16 protein-coding genes and 1 pseudogene are annotated in these 15,312 nt (G+C 66.8%); 13 read left to right on the top strand and 4 right to left on the bottom strand.

Annotation, left to right across the window (positions count from 1 at the left end):
* The first annotated feature begins 30 nt into the window (after positions 1-30).
* The 3 genes and pseudogenes from QNA09_RS02890 to QNA09_RS02880 form a co-directional block, all read left to right on the top strand.
* Positions 31-1,857: a CdaR family transcriptional regulator gene (locus tag QNA09_RS02890; protein ID WP_244213224.1), complete on the top strand. Its 1,827-nt coding sequence runs from the start codon at positions 31-33 to the stop codon at positions 1,855-1,857.
* Complete coding sequence (locus tag QNA09_RS02885) at positions 1,854-2,579, top strand: SDR family NAD(P)-dependent oxidoreductase (protein ID WP_119699443.1); 726 nt, start codon at positions 1,854-1,856, stop codon at positions 2,577-2,579. Before QNA09_RS02890 ends, QNA09_RS02885 begins: the two co-directional genes overlap by 4 nt.
* 8 nt (positions 2,580-2,587) lie before the next feature.
* Positions 2,588-2,843: pseudogene (locus QNA09_RS02880) on the top strand (acyl-CoA dehydrogenase family protein); the annotation flags it as partial.
* 93 nt (positions 2,844-2,936) lie between these two features.
* On the opposite strand, the gene QNA09_RS02875 reads toward QNA09_RS02880, so the two are convergent.
* The gene (locus QNA09_RS02875) at positions 2,937-3,488 is read right to left on the bottom strand and encodes a TetR/AcrR family transcriptional regulator (RefSeq protein ID WP_119699442.1); all 552 of its coding nucleotides are present in this window, start codon (positions 3,486-3,488) and stop codon (positions 2,937-2,939) included.
* Between the two features lie 165 nt (positions 3,489-3,653).
* Here QNA09_RS02875 and QNA09_RS02870 point away from each other — a divergent pair, with 165 nt between their 5' ends.
* Positions 3,654-4,187 (top strand): thioesterase family protein, encoded by a 534-nt coding sequence (locus QNA09_RS02870; RefSeq protein ID WP_119699441.1) that lies wholly within the window; start codon positions 3,654-3,656, stop codon positions 4,185-4,187.
* Here the strand turns inward: QNA09_RS02870 and QNA09_RS02865 are convergent.
* The 3 genes from QNA09_RS02865 to QNA09_RS02855 form a co-directional block, all read right to left on the bottom strand.
* Positions 4,156-4,638, bottom strand: coding sequence for a long-chain fatty acid--CoA ligase (locus QNA09_RS02865; protein ID WP_162919281.1), 483 nt, complete (start codon positions 4,636-4,638; stop codon positions 4,156-4,158). The two genes, QNA09_RS02870 and QNA09_RS02865, sit on opposite strands and share 32 nt — an antisense overlap.
* A gap of 46 nt (positions 4,639-4,684) precedes the next feature.
* The gene (locus tag QNA09_RS02860) at positions 4,685-5,878 is read right to left on the bottom strand and encodes an IS110 family transposase (RefSeq protein ID WP_119699439.1); all 1,194 of its coding nucleotides are present in this window, start codon (positions 5,876-5,878) and stop codon (positions 4,685-4,687) included.
* Positions 5,879-5,953: 75 nt separating this feature from the next.
* Positions 5,954-6,613 (bottom strand): class I adenylate-forming enzyme family protein, encoded by a 660-nt coding sequence (locus tag QNA09_RS02855; protein WP_308072281.1) that lies wholly within the window; start codon positions 6,611-6,613, stop codon positions 5,954-5,956.
* 419 nt (positions 6,614-7,032) lie between these two features.
* Here QNA09_RS02855 and QNA09_RS02850 point away from each other — a divergent pair, with 419 nt between their 5' ends.
* The 9 genes from QNA09_RS02850 (at position 7,033) to QNA09_RS02810 (ending at position 15,179) form a co-directional block, all read left to right on the top strand.
* Positions 7,033-7,836, top strand: coding sequence for an enoyl-CoA hydratase-related protein (locus QNA09_RS02850; RefSeq protein ID WP_119699437.1), 804 nt, complete (start codon positions 7,033-7,035; stop codon positions 7,834-7,836).
* 104 nt (positions 7,837-7,940) lie between these two features.
* Positions 7,941-9,077, top strand: a complete 1,137-nt coding sequence (locus tag QNA09_RS02845) for an acyl-CoA dehydrogenase family protein (protein WP_119699436.1) — start codon at positions 7,941-7,943, stop codon at positions 9,075-9,077.
* Positions 9,078-9,106: 29 nt separating this feature from the next.
* Positions 9,107-10,003, top strand: coding sequence for an SDR family oxidoreductase (locus tag QNA09_RS02840; protein WP_119699435.1), 897 nt, complete (start codon positions 9,107-9,109; stop codon positions 10,001-10,003).
* Between the two features lie 171 nt (positions 10,004-10,174).
* A complete protein-coding gene (locus QNA09_RS02835) occupies positions 10,175-10,915 on the top strand; it encodes a PaaI family thioesterase (RefSeq protein WP_289378103.1) in 741 nt (246 codons plus the stop codon).
* Between the two features lie 46 nt (positions 10,916-10,961).
* Positions 10,962-11,234, top strand: coding sequence for a WhiB family transcriptional regulator (locus QNA09_RS02830; RefSeq protein ID WP_119699433.1), 273 nt, complete (start codon positions 10,962-10,964; stop codon positions 11,232-11,234).
* Between the two features lie 147 nt (positions 11,235-11,381).
* Positions 11,382-12,362, top strand: coding sequence for a zinc-binding dehydrogenase (locus QNA09_RS02825; RefSeq protein WP_119699432.1), 981 nt, complete (start codon positions 11,382-11,384; stop codon positions 12,360-12,362).
* A 107-nt stretch (positions 12,363-12,469) separates the two neighbouring features.
* Positions 12,470-12,994, top strand: a complete 525-nt coding sequence (locus tag QNA09_RS02820) for a MarR family winged helix-turn-helix transcriptional regulator (RefSeq protein WP_244213223.1) — start codon at positions 12,470-12,472, stop codon at positions 12,992-12,994.
* 205 nt (positions 12,995-13,199) lie between these two features.
* Positions 13,200-14,354 carry an acyl-CoA dehydrogenase family protein gene (locus QNA09_RS02815; protein WP_119699430.1) on the top strand — a complete coding sequence of 385 codons (1,155 nt, stop codon included), beginning with the start codon at positions 13,200-13,202 and terminating at the stop codon, positions 14,352-14,354.
* 27 nt (positions 14,355-14,381) lie between these two features.
* The gene (locus tag QNA09_RS02810) at positions 14,382-15,179 is read left to right on the top strand and encodes an SDR family NAD(P)-dependent oxidoreductase (protein ID WP_102031040.1); all 798 of its coding nucleotides are present in this window, start codon (positions 14,382-14,384) and stop codon (positions 15,177-15,179) included.
* Positions 15,180-15,312: the final 133 nt, after the last annotated feature.

Below are 15,312 nucleotides of genomic sequence, written 5' to 3'. Positions count from 1 at the left end.
GCCGACCAGGACGACAAGGAGACGAGCGCCATGCCCCCGCCTCTGCCGGCCTCAGCTGCCCCCCTCCGGCTGCTCAGCGGGTTGCTTGCCCAGGCGGCCACGCACGCCGGCTTCGCGTCCGCCGGCGTGCTCGTCGCAGACGACTCCCGCGGCGTACTCCTTCCCCTTCCCGGCACCAGATCCGCGTCGACACCGCACCGCGTTCGCTCGGACTGCCCACTCGTGCGTCGAGCACTGAACTCCTCCGACGCTGTCCACGCCTCGGGCCGATCGCTGTCCGGAACCGACCTCGACGGCCCCGGCATCGCCCGGGTGGGTCTACTACGCTTGTCGGACGACGGTGAAGCACCCGCTCGCCTCCTCGTCCTGACCGATGCCGATCCCACAGCCGAGTTCACAGGCCGGCAGAGAACTACTCTCCTCACGGTCCGCACACTGCTCGACGACGCCGCCACCACCGTCCTCGCCACGGAGGAACACCATCGGCGGTGGCGGGACCTCGAGCAGAGCCGGCAACTGGCCGCCGAGCGAACCCTGGTCGACGAACATCTCGACGACGCCGTCACCGCGGTCGATTGCATGTCTGCAATCGTGCGCGCCTGTTCCACACTCGCCGGCAAGACCGTGCTGCTGTTCGACCGACGCGGCCGCACCATCGCCGCCGCGACCCCCGACACGGCCGGCCACGTCGCCGCACCGGCGTTGACGGACATCCTCCGCGCACACAGCGCCGGGACAGCCACCGCCCCCGACCCCGTCGTACTTGCAGCCGGCCCCACCACCGGATTGACCCGCCGCAAGATCCTCACCCCTGTCATCGAACGCGGCGAACACTTCGGATGGCTCGTGATCGACGAACACCCGTCACCACTGAGCCCGACGGACGAGTACGCCGCAGCCCGCAGCGCCCGCCGCATCGGCGCCCAGTTCCTCGTCCAACGCCGCATAGCGCGGGTCGCCTGGAACGCAAGGTCCTCCCTCACCCGTCAACTCGTACGCGGTACCGGAGCACTGGACGATCTGGCAGCCGGCGGCGAGTACCTCGGAGTGAACATCCACGCACAGCGTGTACTGGTGTACGTTCTGGCTTCCCATCACGACCTCGCCCATTCGGAGCGCGTGCTCGCCGAGTGGATGGAACGAGATCTCGGCGTCGAAGTCCTGTCCACCCGGGGATCGGAAGGCATCCTGCTCTTGGTCGAAGCCAGCGAGAATGTCGGCGCCGTCGCGACCGTCGCCAAGGTCAAGGATGCCTTGGCGCGCGCTGCGAACGCACTGTTCCGGGCGCAGGAGTTCATCGCCGGGGTGTCCTCCGTCAGCGAGCCCCCAGCGCTGGCCCGCGCATACCGTGAGGCGCGCGAGGTCGTGCTCTGCATCGACCGATTCACCGGGCGTTCGTTCCACCGCATCCTTGCCGTCGACGACTTGGGACCAGCACGCCTGTTCCTCGCCCACGGCGAGATCTCGGCGGTGCGGCACTTCGTCGACGACGTACTGGGACCACTTCTGCGCGGAGCACCCGGAACGGTCGATCTGCTCCGCACACTGCAGTGCTGGTTCGACACGGCACGCAACGTACGGGGTTCGGCACAGCGACTCGGCGTTCACGAGAACACGGTGCGCCTGCGGCTGGCACGCGTCCACGCACTCACCGGACTCGACGTCGCCGGCGACGCATCCGACCAATTGAGCGTCCAGACTGCGCTGCTCGTCCTCCGCCTCCAAGGCCACCCCGTGCTCGATACCCACGCGGGCAACGGAATCACCGCGGAAGCGGATACCGAACCCGAAGGGGCACAACCGCACGACCGGGCCGCGACCGGCGGTGGCCCGGCAAAGGAACGGAGACCGGCATGACCGACCGACATCGACTCAAAGCGCTCGTCACCGGCGCCGCCCGCGAAGGCAGCATCGGCAAGGCGATCGTCGCTCGTCTGGAGTCCGACGGAATGGACGTCGTGACCCTCGATCGAGAACCCGGCTGCACCTTCCAGGCGGACATCGCCGCGGGCGAGTTGCCGGAGCTCGACGACATCGACGTCTACGTGGCGAACGCCGGACTCACCACCGTGTTCGGTGCCGCACACAGTATGTCGCTGCAGAAATGGTGCAAGGACCTGGATGTCAACCTCACCGGAACCTTCCGGGTCCTGCAGCGCTGCCTGCCGGGGATGCGCGAGCGCCGATTCGGCCGGGTCGTCGTCATCTCCAGCACGGCCGGCACCCTCGGCATGCCTGCCCAGATCTCCTACAGCACGTCGAAAGCCGGACTCCTGGGATTGACGAAGACCGTTGCCGCCGAAAATGTTCGGTTCGGCATCACCGCGAACGCCGTGTTGCCCGGCATGACCGCCAGTTCCGGAATCCTGTCCATGCCCCAGGACATCCAGGACGCATGGCTGGCATCCCTGCCCAACGGATTCGTCGACCCCGACGACATCGCCGACGCGGTGTCGTTCTTCGCCTCCCCGACCGCCCGCAGCGTCACAGGACAGCTGCTCACCGTCGACGCCGGCGACGGCCTCAACACCCGCTCGGTCACCTCCTCGGTCACCACGTCCACAAAAGCGCAGAGCTGATGCGCACCTACGCCAAGAAGCGTGTGGTGTTCGACAAACCCCTGCACGAGCATCCGGGCATCCCATGGCAGCTCGTGGAGTTGCACACCGACGCCGAGCTGAGCCGACCGGGCGATCCAGATCCACGGGGGCGTCGGCTATACCCGGCAGTTCGAGCACATCTACCGGCGCCATCGGCGCTACCACATCACCGAGGGCACCGACGAACTGCAGTTGCGCCGTATCGCCGCCAGGATGTTCGACTTCGGTGCGCGCCGCTCCTGAGCGCCACGGCATCGTGTCGGCTCGGATCCCGTGCGCTCGATCCGCACGGGATCCGACCGGCGAGCAGCGGTCCGCGGATACCGCCGGCGGCGGTCAGCTGCGGAAGGCGTCGAGTCCCTCGTTGGTGAGACGGACGATCAGCTCGGCCAGTCCGGGGGTACGGCTGACCTTGGTCGGCCAGTAGGCGATCGAGAAGATCGTGCCCAGACAGGTCTGGGTCGCCACGGCAACCTCCGCCGGCGTCGCTGTGGGGAGGCACCGGGCCACCGCAGTTTCCCAACAACCGACGTAGAGCTTGCGCCGGCGGTTGACCTTGCGACGCCAGGGGTCCACCAGTGACCGGTCCTCCCGCTGGGTCACATTGACCAGGTGCCGGTGCCGGACCGCGAACTCGACATGATGGCGGACCAGACGCTCGAAGTCGGTGTCGGCATCCTCCTCCACGGGCTGCGCGGCGCGGATCAACTCGTCCATCGCCTCGTCGAACAAGGTGGCCAGAATTTCGTCCTTGCCGGAGAAGTGCCGGTAGATCGCCGGCCCGGTGAGCCCGGCGCGAGCACCCAGTTCGTCGACGCTTGTACCGTGGAATCCCTTTTCGTAGAACAGTTCCGCGGCGATATCGAGAATCTTCCGGCTCCTGTCCACTCGGCGAGTTTAGCACGAGGTGTGAACGATCGTTATACTGCGGGAACGCTGTCGGCCATGCGGCGCCGACCCGAGCGGCCGGAACGGTGCTGCCGACAGACGTGCCGAGGAGAGTTCGCTGCGCCGGCAGCCGATTCCTTTCACAATGCGCCCGTCAGGAGACTCATGACCGCCACCGTCACGCTGCCCACCTACGACCAGGTCGTTCGTCTTCCCCGCGAGTTCGGCCCGCTGGTCGTGCCACCGGAATTCGAGGACGCAAACGGTCACATGAACATCCGGCACTACCTGGACCTGGGAGCCGAAGCCATCGACACCGCATTCCGCCGGATCGGCCTCACCGACGACTACCGAGCAACACGCAAACAGGGCTTCTTCACCGCCGAACATCACCTGAAGTACTACACGGAAGTGCACGTCGGCCACCAGATCTCGGCCTACTTCCGGATCGTCGAACGCTCCGACAAGATCATCCACGGCATGGCTCTGCTCGTCGACGACACGACCGAGATGCTCGCGAACACGCTCGAGGTCGTCGCACCCCATGTCGACCTCACCACCCGGCGAGTCGTTGCGTTCGCCTCGGACATCGCCGAGGCGGTCGATCGGGAACTCGCCGTAACCGAGCAGGTCGGCTGGCCGGCGCCGGTGTGCGGGGTGATGGGGATCAGGTCGCGGCGCGATGGAGCCGGTCGATGACCGGCGCGTACTTGTCCGCGATCACACTCCGGCGCCGCTTCATCGTGGCCGTGACCTCGTCGCCGCCGGGCCGCCACTGGTGATCGAGCAGCGTCCACGCGCGCACGGTCTCCGGGCCGGCCAGCCGCTCGTTCGCCGCAGCGATCGCCCGGTCGGTCTCCGCTCGCACCGCCGGGTGCCGGACGAGGTCGCCGATGTCCCCGGACAGGCCGTGTGCGGCGGCGAGTGCATGTAGCTGCTCGTGCTCGGGGACCAACAGCGCCGGGACGTACCGGCGGCCTCGGCGGCCGCGACGACCATGATCGAGCAGCCGGGTCTGTTCTTTGTTTGCGTTCTCCACGAGGGTGGGGACGACGTTCTTTCCCGGCGCGGTGATCAGGATGTCCTTCTTGCGCCCCACCAGCCGTAGGTACCCGTCCGCGTCGATCTCCCCGAGATCCGCGGTGCGCAACCAGCCGTCGGCGTCGAAGGCGTGGGGGGTGTCCCTATGTTTGCTGTCAAGCCGCTGCAGCAGCGGGGGTGCGGTAGAAGGTCTTGTTCTTGAGCATCGCGTAGAGCACGTCGCAGCGTCGCCGTGCGAGACAGATCAGCGCGGCGTTGTGCTTCTTGCCTTCGGCGCGTTTGCGGTCGTAGTAGGCACGGCTGGTCGGGTCGTGCAGCGCAGCGAATGCGGACAGGAACAACGCCCGTTTGAGCTTGCGGTTACCCGATCGCGCGGGGTGCTCACCGCGGATTGACGACCCGGAACGGTGAGTCACCGGTGCGATGCCGGCGTAGGCGGCCAGGTGCGCCGCGGAGGCGAACGCCGAACCGTCGCCGACCTCGAGCAGGATGCGCGCTGCGGTCCTGACGCCGACGCCGGGCATCGACATCAGGACCTTCGAAAGAGGGTGATCGTCGAGCATCCTCTCCACGTCCTCGGCGATGCTCTTGCGCTGTTGCAGAATCTCTTTCAACGAGTCGGCCAGTTTCGGCAAGACAATCTCGGCGGCGTTGCTGCCCGGCACCGTCACTGTTTGTGCATCGAGGGCAGTGAGGATTTCCTCGGCGAGACGGGAGCCCATCCGCGGAGCGTGCTTGGTCGCGAGGGTGGTGAGCCGGCGCTTGCCGGCCTTGCGGATGCCGACCGGTCCACCGCAGCGCGACAGGATTTCGAGCACGGCTGGATGCGCGATCTTGGGGCCGAGAACCCGTTCGAGGGCGGGATGGATGCCGGTGAGCAGTCCGCGGATGCGGTTGCTGATGCGAGTGGCCTCACCGGCGAGGTCGTCGTCGAACCCGACGAGGACGCCGAGCTCGGCCAGCGCCTCGTCACCGACATCGACCCGGCGCAGCGTGTGCGGCATCGTCCGAGCGGTGTCGGCGATGATGAACGCATCTCGCGCGTCGGTCTTGGCCTGACCGGGGTACAGGTCGGCGACGCGGCGCATCGTCAACCCCGGCAGGTACGCCACGGCGTGGCCGCAGGCGCGGGCGACGGTGACCGGCAGGGCGCCGATCGTGTTCGGTTGGTCGACGATCACCAGGACCGGACCGTGTTCGGCCAGGCGGTCGAACACGGCGCGGAGTTTGGTCTCGTCGTTGGGCAGGGCTTTGTCGAACAGTCGGGTGCCGGCGGGGTCGAGTCCGACGGCATGGTGTTCGCCTTTGCCCACGTCGACGCCGCAGAACACGGCGTAGGTCGGGTCCATGAAGCGTGCCTTCCGTTCCGCTCCGGACGGTCACCGATCCGACGTCGACACCCGGCACCCACGTTACGAAGAGACCTACCTCAGATCCGGTGGCCCTGTCCCTATCAGCGGTCCATCGACGCCACCAGGCTCGGCGACACCACCCCCCGGATCATTCGAGAGACAGGGGCAAGAAGTCATACCGAACTTGGCGACCGTGGCCCCGCGGTGCGGGACTACGAAGAAGGTAACGGGGGGGGGTGCGCTGCGGCTCGCCAGGTATCCGGACATCACGTTGCTGCCGCGGATCAACAGTTCCCGTCGTCGGCGACGCGCGCCGGCACGCCGGGCAGGAGCACCCCGACCGAGCAGGGCTTGGCCCGCCCGTGCGAATACCCCATGGGCCCGTTCGCCGAATTCACCGTCGGCGACGGTGAACCGGGTACCGACGTGCTCGACAACCCACTCGCGAACGTCGGGGGCGAGGTGGGGATTCACCGGTACCGCCACGAGACCGGCCTTGGCGATGCCGCACATCGTCCCCACGGCCTCGACGGAGTTCTCGCAGCACAGCAGGACGCGTTCGCCGTCGGCCGGGCCCGCCGCCTGTAATGCTCGTGCAGTGCGATTCGTCGCGTCGTCCGCCTGTCGATAGGTCAGGCGCCGAAAGTCTTCGGTGGGGTACGCCCCGGCCCAGCCGCCCAGTGCATCCTTGTCCGGGCTGCTCCACACCAACCGCTCGAGCAGATCGACCACGACCGTCCGGTGCCAGCGCTGATCCGGCGGCCGTGCAGCGTCGTGACGTCGAATTCCGTGGGGTTCACTCTCCGGGGATGAGAGCCTGGCAGAAGGCGCCGGTCGAGAGCAGAACGACGAGCGAACCCTACGACCGCCCGGAGTCCTGCGACGTATCTCGCGCCGATCGCCAATGTCGATTCCTCCGGGGAGCCCACGCGAAGGTTCGGTCGGAAGTGTCCTCTACCCGGGCTCGGCTGTGGGCATATTGTGCGGTTCCCGCCACCAGCTCAGGACTCGACAAGCAACCCACCTCTTGAAAACGATCGTTAACGCGGGGTACATTTGTCATACGGTCGGACCAAACCCGACGACTCCGTCCCGCGACCTGTTCTCGCGGCGACGGCGAGCCACCCGAGCAGGAAGGGACCAGCAGGTCGATGACTGATTTCACCGCATTCACGGACGTGACGTACGAGGTCGACAACGGGCTCGCCTGGATCACGATCAACCGGCCGGACCGATACAACGCCTTCCGCGCCCGCACGGTCGACGAACTCGTCAAGGCTTTCAAGGCCGCCTGGGGCAGCGCCGAGGTCGGCGCTGTCGCCCTCACCGGCGCCGGTGAGAAGGCCTTCTGCTCGGGCGGCGACCAGAAGCAGCGCATGGAGACCGGCGACTACGGCCCGTCCGACAGCGGCCTGTTCGAAGTCGAGGCCCTGCACCGTGTCATCCGGGACACCCCCAAGCCCGTCATCGCCGCCGTCAACGGTGTCGCCGTCGGCGGCGGACATGTCCTGCACCTGCTGTGCGACATGTCCATTGCCGCCGAGCACGCCATCTTCGGACAGAACGGCCCCCGGGTGGGATCCTTCGACGCCGGTCTGGGCACCGGCTACCTCGCCCGCGCCATCGGCGAGAAGCGGGCGCGGGAAATCTGGTTCATGTGCCGCCGCTACAGCGCCCAGCAGGCCCTGGAATGGGGGCTGGTCAACAAGGTCGTACCCGCCGACCAGCTCCGCGCCGAAGTCCGGGCCTGGGCCGACGAGATCCTGCAGCTCTCCCCCACCTCACTGAAGGTGCTCAAGCAGTCGCTCAACGCCGACACCGAGCACTTCATCGCCCAGGGCAACATGGCCTACTCCACACTCAAGCTGTTCGGTGAGTCCGCCGAAGCACTCGAGGGCATCAGCGCGTTCAACGAGAAGCGCAAGCCCGACTTCTCCAAGTTCCGCGGCGCCTGACCCTCCCCAGCTCCCGGGCGGCGAGACACCACCGTCCCGCCGCCCGGTGACCTGCCCCAGATCACGTCACCCACCCCGGTTCTTCACAGAGAGCAATTGTCGACATGCGCTTCAGCCGAGAACAACAGGAGTTCGCACTCGCGGTCCGCGAGTTCTGCGACGCCGAGTGCAAAACCCTTCAACAACGCGATGCGCTCACCGCCGACGGCACCGTGGCCAACAGCCAGGTCCTCCTCGACAAGTTCGCAGCACTCGGCTGGCTCGCGGTGTCGTTGCCCGAGGAATACGGCGGTGGCGGCGCCGGGATGGTCGAGGAGTGCATCTTCCTCGAGGAGACCTCTCGCGGTCTGGCCCCCATCACCGGCTACTCGACCGGCCTGACCGCCGCCCAGACGTATCTGCGCTACGGGACCGAGGAGCAGAAGCGCACGATCGTGTCGAACATGGCCGCGGGCAAGCTCGAAGCGATCGCCCTGAGCGAGCCCGGCGCGGGATCCGACCTCGGCGGCGTCCGCATCAAGGCCGAGCTCGTCGACGACCACTACGTCATCAACGGCCAGAAGACGTGGATCTCCGCAGCCCACGTCGCCGAGCACATCCTGCTGCTCGCCCGCACCGACTCCTCCGGCTCCAAGCACACGGGTCTGACCCTGTTCATGGTGCCCACCGACACCCCCGGCCTCGAGATCCACGGAATCGCCACCATGGAGGCCCGCACCTGCAACGACCTCTACTTCACCGACGTGGCCGTCCCGGTCACCGCCGTGGTCGGCACCCCGAACCGGGCGTGGCGCCACCTCATGCGCGGCCTGAGCGTCGAGCGGCTCATCATCGCCACCATGTCGCTCGGTGCCGCCGAACGCGCACTCGACGACGTCATCGCGTTCGTCACCGAACGTGAGCAGTTCGGACGCAAGATCGGCAGCTTCCAGGCCATCCGCCACCGCATCGCCGACCTCGCCACCGAAATCGCCTTCGCAAAGTCCTTCGTCTACGAGGTCGCCGAACGCATCGACGCCGGCGAGGAGGACAATCTCAACCGTGAGGGCTCGATGGCCAAACTCAAATGCACCGAGATCGCGAAGAAGACCACCCTCGAAGCCATGCAGATGATGGGTGGCTACGGCTACACCCGCGAATACGGCATGGAAGAACAGGTCCGCCACGCCCTGGCACCGACCATCTACGGCGGCACCAACGAAATCCAACGCGAAATCATCAGCAAGAGCCTGGGACTGTGACTCCCGTTCCCCGACCGATAGGACCCGACATGACCACCTCCCCGTTCACGTCCGAGGCCCTCGCCGGCAAGCGAATCCTCATCACCGGCGGTGGAACCGGCCTCGGTCGCGGCGTCGCCCGCCACCTCGTCGACCACGGCGCCGACGTTCACCTCTGGGGACGCCGACCCGCCGTCCTCGAAGAAGCCGCCAGCGAGGCGTCCGTCTCGCGGCCCGGCTCGGTCCACTGGCAGACCGTCGACGTCCGCAATGCGGAGATGGTGTCCGCCGCGATGGACGAGATCTGGACCCTGCACGGCCCCCTCACCGGAGTGATCAACAACGCCGCCGCCAACTTCATCGCCCCCACCGAGTCACTCAGCCCGCGGGCCTTCGAAGCGGTCACCTCCACCGTGATGAACGGTTCGTTCAACACCACCCACGCCGCCGGCCGCCGCTGGATCGAAGGTGGCACCAGGGGCGTGGTGCTGTCCACGCTGACCACCTGGGTGTGGAGCGGTTCGGCGTTCGTGGTCCCCTCCGCGATGGCCAAGGCCGCCGTGCATTCGATGACGATGTCCCTGGCGGTCGAATGGGCCCGCTACGGAATTCGCCTGAATGCTTTGGCCCCCGGACCGATCCCCACCGACTACGCCTGGGAGATGCTCAACCCCACCGACAAGAGCGCGGTCGGCGCCACCCAGGCCGACCAGGTCCCGATGGGGCGGATGGGCACCATCGAGGAACTGGCCAACCTGACAATCTTCCTGCTGTCCGACGCCTGCGACTACCTCACCGGGCAGACCATCGCCATGGACGGGGGCCAGATGCTCGCCGGACCCGGCACTTTCGCCGGCTTGACCTCCATGACCGACGAGGACTGGGCCACCGCACGTGAACGCAGCAAGGCCGCAAGCGAAGCCGCCAAGGCCCAACGTGGCGTCTGAGCTCCCCATCCCGACGGACCTGACCGCCGGAGACCACTCTCCGGCGGTCGGGCCCTGGGCGCGTGCGCGTATTCGGCTTCACCGTCCGTCAGGAGAGCCATGACCATCGACACCCCCACTGCGCTTCGGTTCTTCTCCACCGCCGCCGAAAAGCTGTTCCGAGTCGCCGATGTGACCGGCGACGAGACCCGCGGGCTGACCGACATGCTCACGGGGCCATGGCTTGCCGACGAATTCGGACAACCGTACCGAGGAACTCTCGGCGTCGTAATGGATGACGTGATGGGACATCTCGTCAGTGGACCAACTCCTGAGGGACACTGGGCGGTGAGCACCGAAATCCATCTCGACTTCATAGCGGACCCACCGGTCGACGGATCGGTTCTCCGCGCCGAAAGCTGGGTTCTCGGCCGAGGCTCGCGGACCGGGCTGGCCGGCGGCCGGGTCGTCGACGCGCAGGGCCGTCTGATCGCCTGCGGGTCCACCCGCCTCCAGACAGTGCCACTGACCGACCCACCGGGCGCACCCGTCCTCTCCCCCGATGATCTGGACTCTCGACTCCGCGCCCGCTCGATCATCGACCTGCTGGGGGCCGAGCACGCGCGGGGGGCCAGTGGGATCGAATTCGGCCCGTCACCGATGCTCGCGAATCCGATGGGCAACATCCACGGTGGTGTGCTCCTGTGCGCCTCCGAAATCGCGGGTTCGGCTGCGTTACCCACCGACGCGGAGTTCCGCACCACCTCGATTCACATCTCGTATCTGCGGCCGTGCCCGTCGGACGAACCCGTCACTTTCACACCGAAGGTTGTGCACTGCGGTCGCAGCCTCGGAATCGTCGAAGTCTCCAGTCGCAACGCGGCTGGAAAGACGTGCACCACCGCCACCATCACCTACAGCGCCGTCCACTGACCGGCGAGGACACCTTTTTCGACCCGCACCAGCCACAGGGGTACCCATGACAGCTTCGGTCGTCGTCGCCGGCGCGGACTGGCAGAGGCACGGCCGGTGCCGCGATGCGGACCCCTCGCTGTTCTTCGGACCCGAGCACGAAGCCGGGCACGAACGAGCACTGCGCGAAACCGAGGCGAAGAGCGTGTGTCAGCAATGCCCCGTGCTACCTCGATGCCGCAAGCACGCACTCGCCCACTCGGAGCAGTACGGCATCTGGGGCGGCCTGACCGAGAGCGAGCGCAAACGACACCGGCGACCGCTGTGGAGATCCCCGTAGCCCTCGGATGTAGAGCCGGCACGAACCCCGCCCGCCGGAATCCACCGGTTCAACCCTCGGATCGGCACCGGTGACGGTTATAGGCCGACCCTCCCCACACCGCAGGATGTGCAGTATCGCGCACCAGGTACGACCGAAAGGATCATTGTGGACGCCGTCGTGATGCAGGAATTCGGAGGACCTGATGTCTTGAAGTGGCAATCGGTCCCCGATCCGACCCCCGGGCCAGGATGGGTCACCGTCAAACTGAAGGCGGCCGCGCTCAACTGGCACGACGTCTTGGTGCGACAGGGCAAGTACTCCTCACCACTGCCGCACATTCTCGGCGCGGACGGCGCGGGGATCCGCACGGACACCGGCGAGGAAGTCCTCGTGCTCCCCTCACTGTGGTGGGGCGATCGCGAAGCCGCCCCGGGCGCGCAATGGGAGATCCTCGGCGATCACCAGCGCGGCACCTACGCCGAGTTCGTCCGAGTCCCGAAGGACTGCGTCGCGCCCAAGCCCCGCAACCTCACCTGGGAACAGGCCGCTGCACTGCCCCTCGTCGGACTCACCACCTACCGCGCCCTGTTCACACGCGGCCGCCTCCGCGCCGGCGAAAACCTCCTGGTCCTCGGCGCCGGCGGCGGCGTCGCCACCATGGCCGTGATGCTCGCGGCCGCCGTGGGTGCGCGCGTCACCGTCACCTCCTCGTCGACGTCCAAGATTGCGCAGGCTCGAGAACTCGGCGCGACGAACGGCGTTTTGTACACCGACCCCGCATGGCCGGATGCCGCTCGCCGGCTCTCACCCCACGGCCAAGGATTCGATCTCGTCCTGGATTCCATCGGCACGTGGGAACAGTCCATCGCAGCACTGCGGCCGGGGGGTCGACTGGTCGTGCTGGGGGCCTCCCGCAGCGAACACGCCGCCCTCGACATCCGCCCGTTCTACTTCGGGCAATACGAACTGATCGGGACCACGATGGGCAGCCCGCACGACTTCACCGGTCTTCTACGGCTGCTGGACGCCGAAACCGTCCCCCCACTGCCTATCAGCGCGGTTTTCCCCCTCGCCGAAGCGGCCGCCGCCCACAAGCACCTCGAACAGGGAAGCGGATTCGGGAAGATCGTGCTCTCGCACAGCTGAGCCGTTCGTGCACCGACCGGCGACACCCGTACCCCTATCATCGAATCCGATACAACCCGGCTGTCGGTGCGAGGCATGGTTCGGCGACGACGAGAGGACGCGTAGTGGTGAGCGAAGGGCCGACCCCTGCCGACGACAGCCGCGATGTGATCGATTGGATGCGCGCCGAGTGGACGGAACGGCGGGATTCGGCCGAACTGGAATTCGCCACCACGATGGCCCTACTTCGTACACATCAGTGGATCGTCCGCGCCATGGACGGAGAACTGCGCTCGCTTCGATTGTCGCGCAACGCCTATCTCATTCTGACTTCGCTGCAGCTGTCCGAGGGCCGGACCCGTCCACTGGGAAAGCTGAGCAAGTACCTCATGGTCCATCCGACCACGGTGTCGATGGCGGTCGATCAGCTCGTGAAGGCCGGCCTCGTCGAACGCCACGCTCACGAGACGGATCGCCGGACCGTTCTCGCCACGCTCACCCCGGCCGGCATGGACGTGGTCGAGGAAGCGAACGATCGACTCGCCGGTACCCGGTTCGGTCTCGCCTCGGTCGACACCGAGACCCTGGAATCCTTGATCGCACACCTGCAACTCGTCCGCCGCGCTGTCGGCGACATCGAGACGGGCCATTGAACGCCTGAACCTTTCGCGGCTGCAACAGTCGAGCGCCGCGCTGCTCCGCATCACCCACCTCTTGCCGAAACTGCTTTGTCGACCTACTATTCAAACCTAGAGTTCTTTTCCGGCAGGGAATGGGTCCATCCGCCTTCGCATCGTGCGTCAGCGCTTCCCTCGCCGTGATCACCCCCGATCGAGTCACGCACAGGAGCACACTCCGATGGTTTCCTTCGCATTCACCGACGAACACGAGGAGTTCCGAAAGACGCTGACAGCGTTCAGCGGCCGCGTACTCCTGCCCGGTTACCGCGACCGAGCAGCATCGACGGAATTCCCCTTCGACATCCTGAAGAAGCTCGGCGATATCGGCCTGCTGGGCATCGGACTCCCCGAGCAGTACGGCGGGACCGGCAACGAAGATCCGATTCTGCTCGGCATCGCCACCGAGACCCTCGCATACGGCGACGTGAACATGGCATCGGCGCCGGTACAGATCGGTCTGGTCGCCTCCCAGCTGGCGCTGTGCCGGGACGAAGTCCAGGAGCGTTACCTTCCGCCACTGATCCGCGGTGAACAGACCGTCGCCATAGCCTTGACCGAGCCGGGGTCCGGATCCGACGCAAGCGCCCTTCGCACCACCGCCACCGCAGTGGCGGGCGGGTGGCGCCTGAACGGTGAGAAGACCGCGATCTCGTGGGCGATGAACGCCACTGCGGCCCTCGTCTATGCCCGCGAACCCGGATCGGAGCGAGCGCGGGGCGTCAGCTGCTTCGTCGTCCCGCTCGATGCGGACGGAGTCACTGTCAGCCACATGCCGGGCATGGGTTGCCTCCCCCTGGGCTGGGGAAGCATCCACCTGTCCGACGTCTTCGTCCCGGAATCGCATCTCGTCGGTGAACTCGGCAAGGGCTTCCACTCGGTGATGGAGCACTTCGACTTCAGCCGTGCCGCCCTCGGGCTGATGTGTCTCGGGGCAGCGAAACAGAGCCTCGAGGAAGCTGCCGACTACGCGCAGCATCGGGAAACCTTCGGGCAGCCGCTGTCCGAGCACCAAGGCCTCGCATTCCAATTCGCCGAACACGCCACCTACCTCGAAGGTGCCCGCTGGATCTGCTATCGGGCGCTGTGGCTGCGAGAAACCGCGCAACCGCACACCGCCCTCGCGTCGATGAGCAAGTGGTGGCCGCCCGTCGTGGCCAAGAACGCGATCGAGTTCGCCATGCGGGTCCACGGAAACCTCGGTTACTCGACCGAATCACCTCTGCAGCAGAGATACCGCGACGTCACCGCCTACCTCGTCGCCGACGGCACGGCCGAGATCCAGAAGCGCATCATCGCCAAGGACATCTTCGCCCGCGGCACGGTATCGCTCTGATCCATTACTCCCGAACGGAATACACGAATGAACACGCGTGATATCGCAGCACCGAAGGAACTGACGGACAGCAGCGCACTGATCGTGGGAGGCACGGCCGGAATCGGCCTGGCGACCGCCGTGGGCCTCGCTCAGGCCGGCGTACCGCGCATCATGATCGTCGGTCGAGGATCGGAACGTGGAGCTTCTGCCCGGGAACGCATCTCGTCCGCCAACTCATCCTGCGACGTGACATTCCTGTCCGCCGATGCGACCACCGTCGACGGCGCCACACACATCGCCCTCCAAGCCGAACGGGTCCTGGAGGGCGTCGACATCCTCGTCTCCACGACAGCGGCGGACACCCGCCCGGAACTCTTCGCGAACATCCCCACCGACGACATCGCCCGCATCTTCGACCAACTCGCCCTGCCGTGCATGTACCTTGCGAGCGAAATCGTTCCCCACATGACGGCAAGGAAGGCCGGGGTGATCATCAACGTCGCCTCGGATGCCGCGAAGACCGCCACGCCCGGCGAAGCGGTCATCGGTGCAGCCAAGGCGGCGATCGTCATGTTCACCCGAACCCTGGCGATCGAGGCCAAGCGCAACGGAATCCGGGTCAACGTCCTGACGCCGTCTCTCGTCGCCGGAACCGGCTCGACCGAGCGGATCACCTCCGACGGATTCAGCGCCAAACTGTTCGCCAAGGCCGCCCAGCAGGCCCACCTCGGCGTCCCCGAATCCGAGGACCTGGCGGCGCTCGCGGTCTTCCTCGCCTCCCCCGCCGCACGACGGCTCACCGGACAGGCGATCAGCGTCAACGGGGGAATATCCGCAGCCTGAGTGCTGCCTCCGTACCGGGGCCAGACCCCTCCTCCGGGTGACGCGACGACGCCGCCCTCGTCCCGCATCGGAACGACGACGATCCGGCCAACATCGCGAACACCGGAGACCCTGGTCTCGGTGCAGCTGTTTC

It is taken from the genome of Rhodococcus sp. AH-ZY2, assembly GCF_030916465.1.
In the GTDB taxonomy this organism is placed as follows: domain Bacteria; phylum Actinomycetota; class Actinomycetes; order Mycobacteriales; family Mycobacteriaceae; genus Rhodococcus; species Rhodococcus ruber.
The sequence above is the reverse complement of the archived record's forward strand: the minus strand, read 5'-3'. Positions and strand labels throughout refer to the sequence as shown.

Excerpts from the sequence above, each read along its gene's own strand:
- QNA09_RS02890 (WP_244213224.1), top strand. The coding sequence starts at position 31 with ATGCCCCCGCCTCTGCCGGCCTCAGCTGCCCCCCTCCGGCTGCTCAGC.
- QNA09_RS02885 (WP_119699443.1), top strand. The coding sequence starts at position 1,854 with ATGACCGACCGACATCGACTCAAAGCGCTCGTCACCGGCGCCGCCCGC.
- QNA09_RS02870 (WP_119699441.1), top strand. The coding sequence starts at position 3,654 with ATGACCGCCACCGTCACGCTGCCCACCTACGACCAGGTCGTTCGTCTT.
- QNA09_RS02860 (WP_119699439.1), bottom strand. The coding sequence starts at position 5,878 with ATGGACCCGACCTACGCCGTGTTCTGCGGCGTCGACGTGGGCAAAGGC.
- QNA09_RS02850 (WP_119699437.1), top strand. The coding sequence starts at position 7,033 with ATGACTGATTTCACCGCATTCACGGACGTGACGTACGAGGTCGACAAC.
- QNA09_RS02845 (WP_119699436.1), top strand. The coding sequence starts at position 7,941 with ATGCGCTTCAGCCGAGAACAACAGGAGTTCGCACTCGCGGTCCGCGAG.
- QNA09_RS02840 (WP_119699435.1), top strand. The coding sequence starts at position 9,107 with ATGACCACCTCCCCGTTCACGTCCGAGGCCCTCGCCGGCAAGCGAATC.
- QNA09_RS02830 (WP_119699433.1), top strand. The coding sequence starts at position 10,962 with ATGACAGCTTCGGTCGTCGTCGCCGGCGCGGACTGGCAGAGGCACGGC.
- QNA09_RS02815 (WP_119699430.1), top strand. The coding sequence starts at position 13,200 with ATGGTTTCCTTCGCATTCACCGACGAACACGAGGAGTTCCGAAAGACG.
- QNA09_RS02810 (WP_102031040.1), top strand. The coding sequence starts at position 14,382 with ATGAACACGCGTGATATCGCAGCACCGAAGGAACTGACGGACAGCAGC.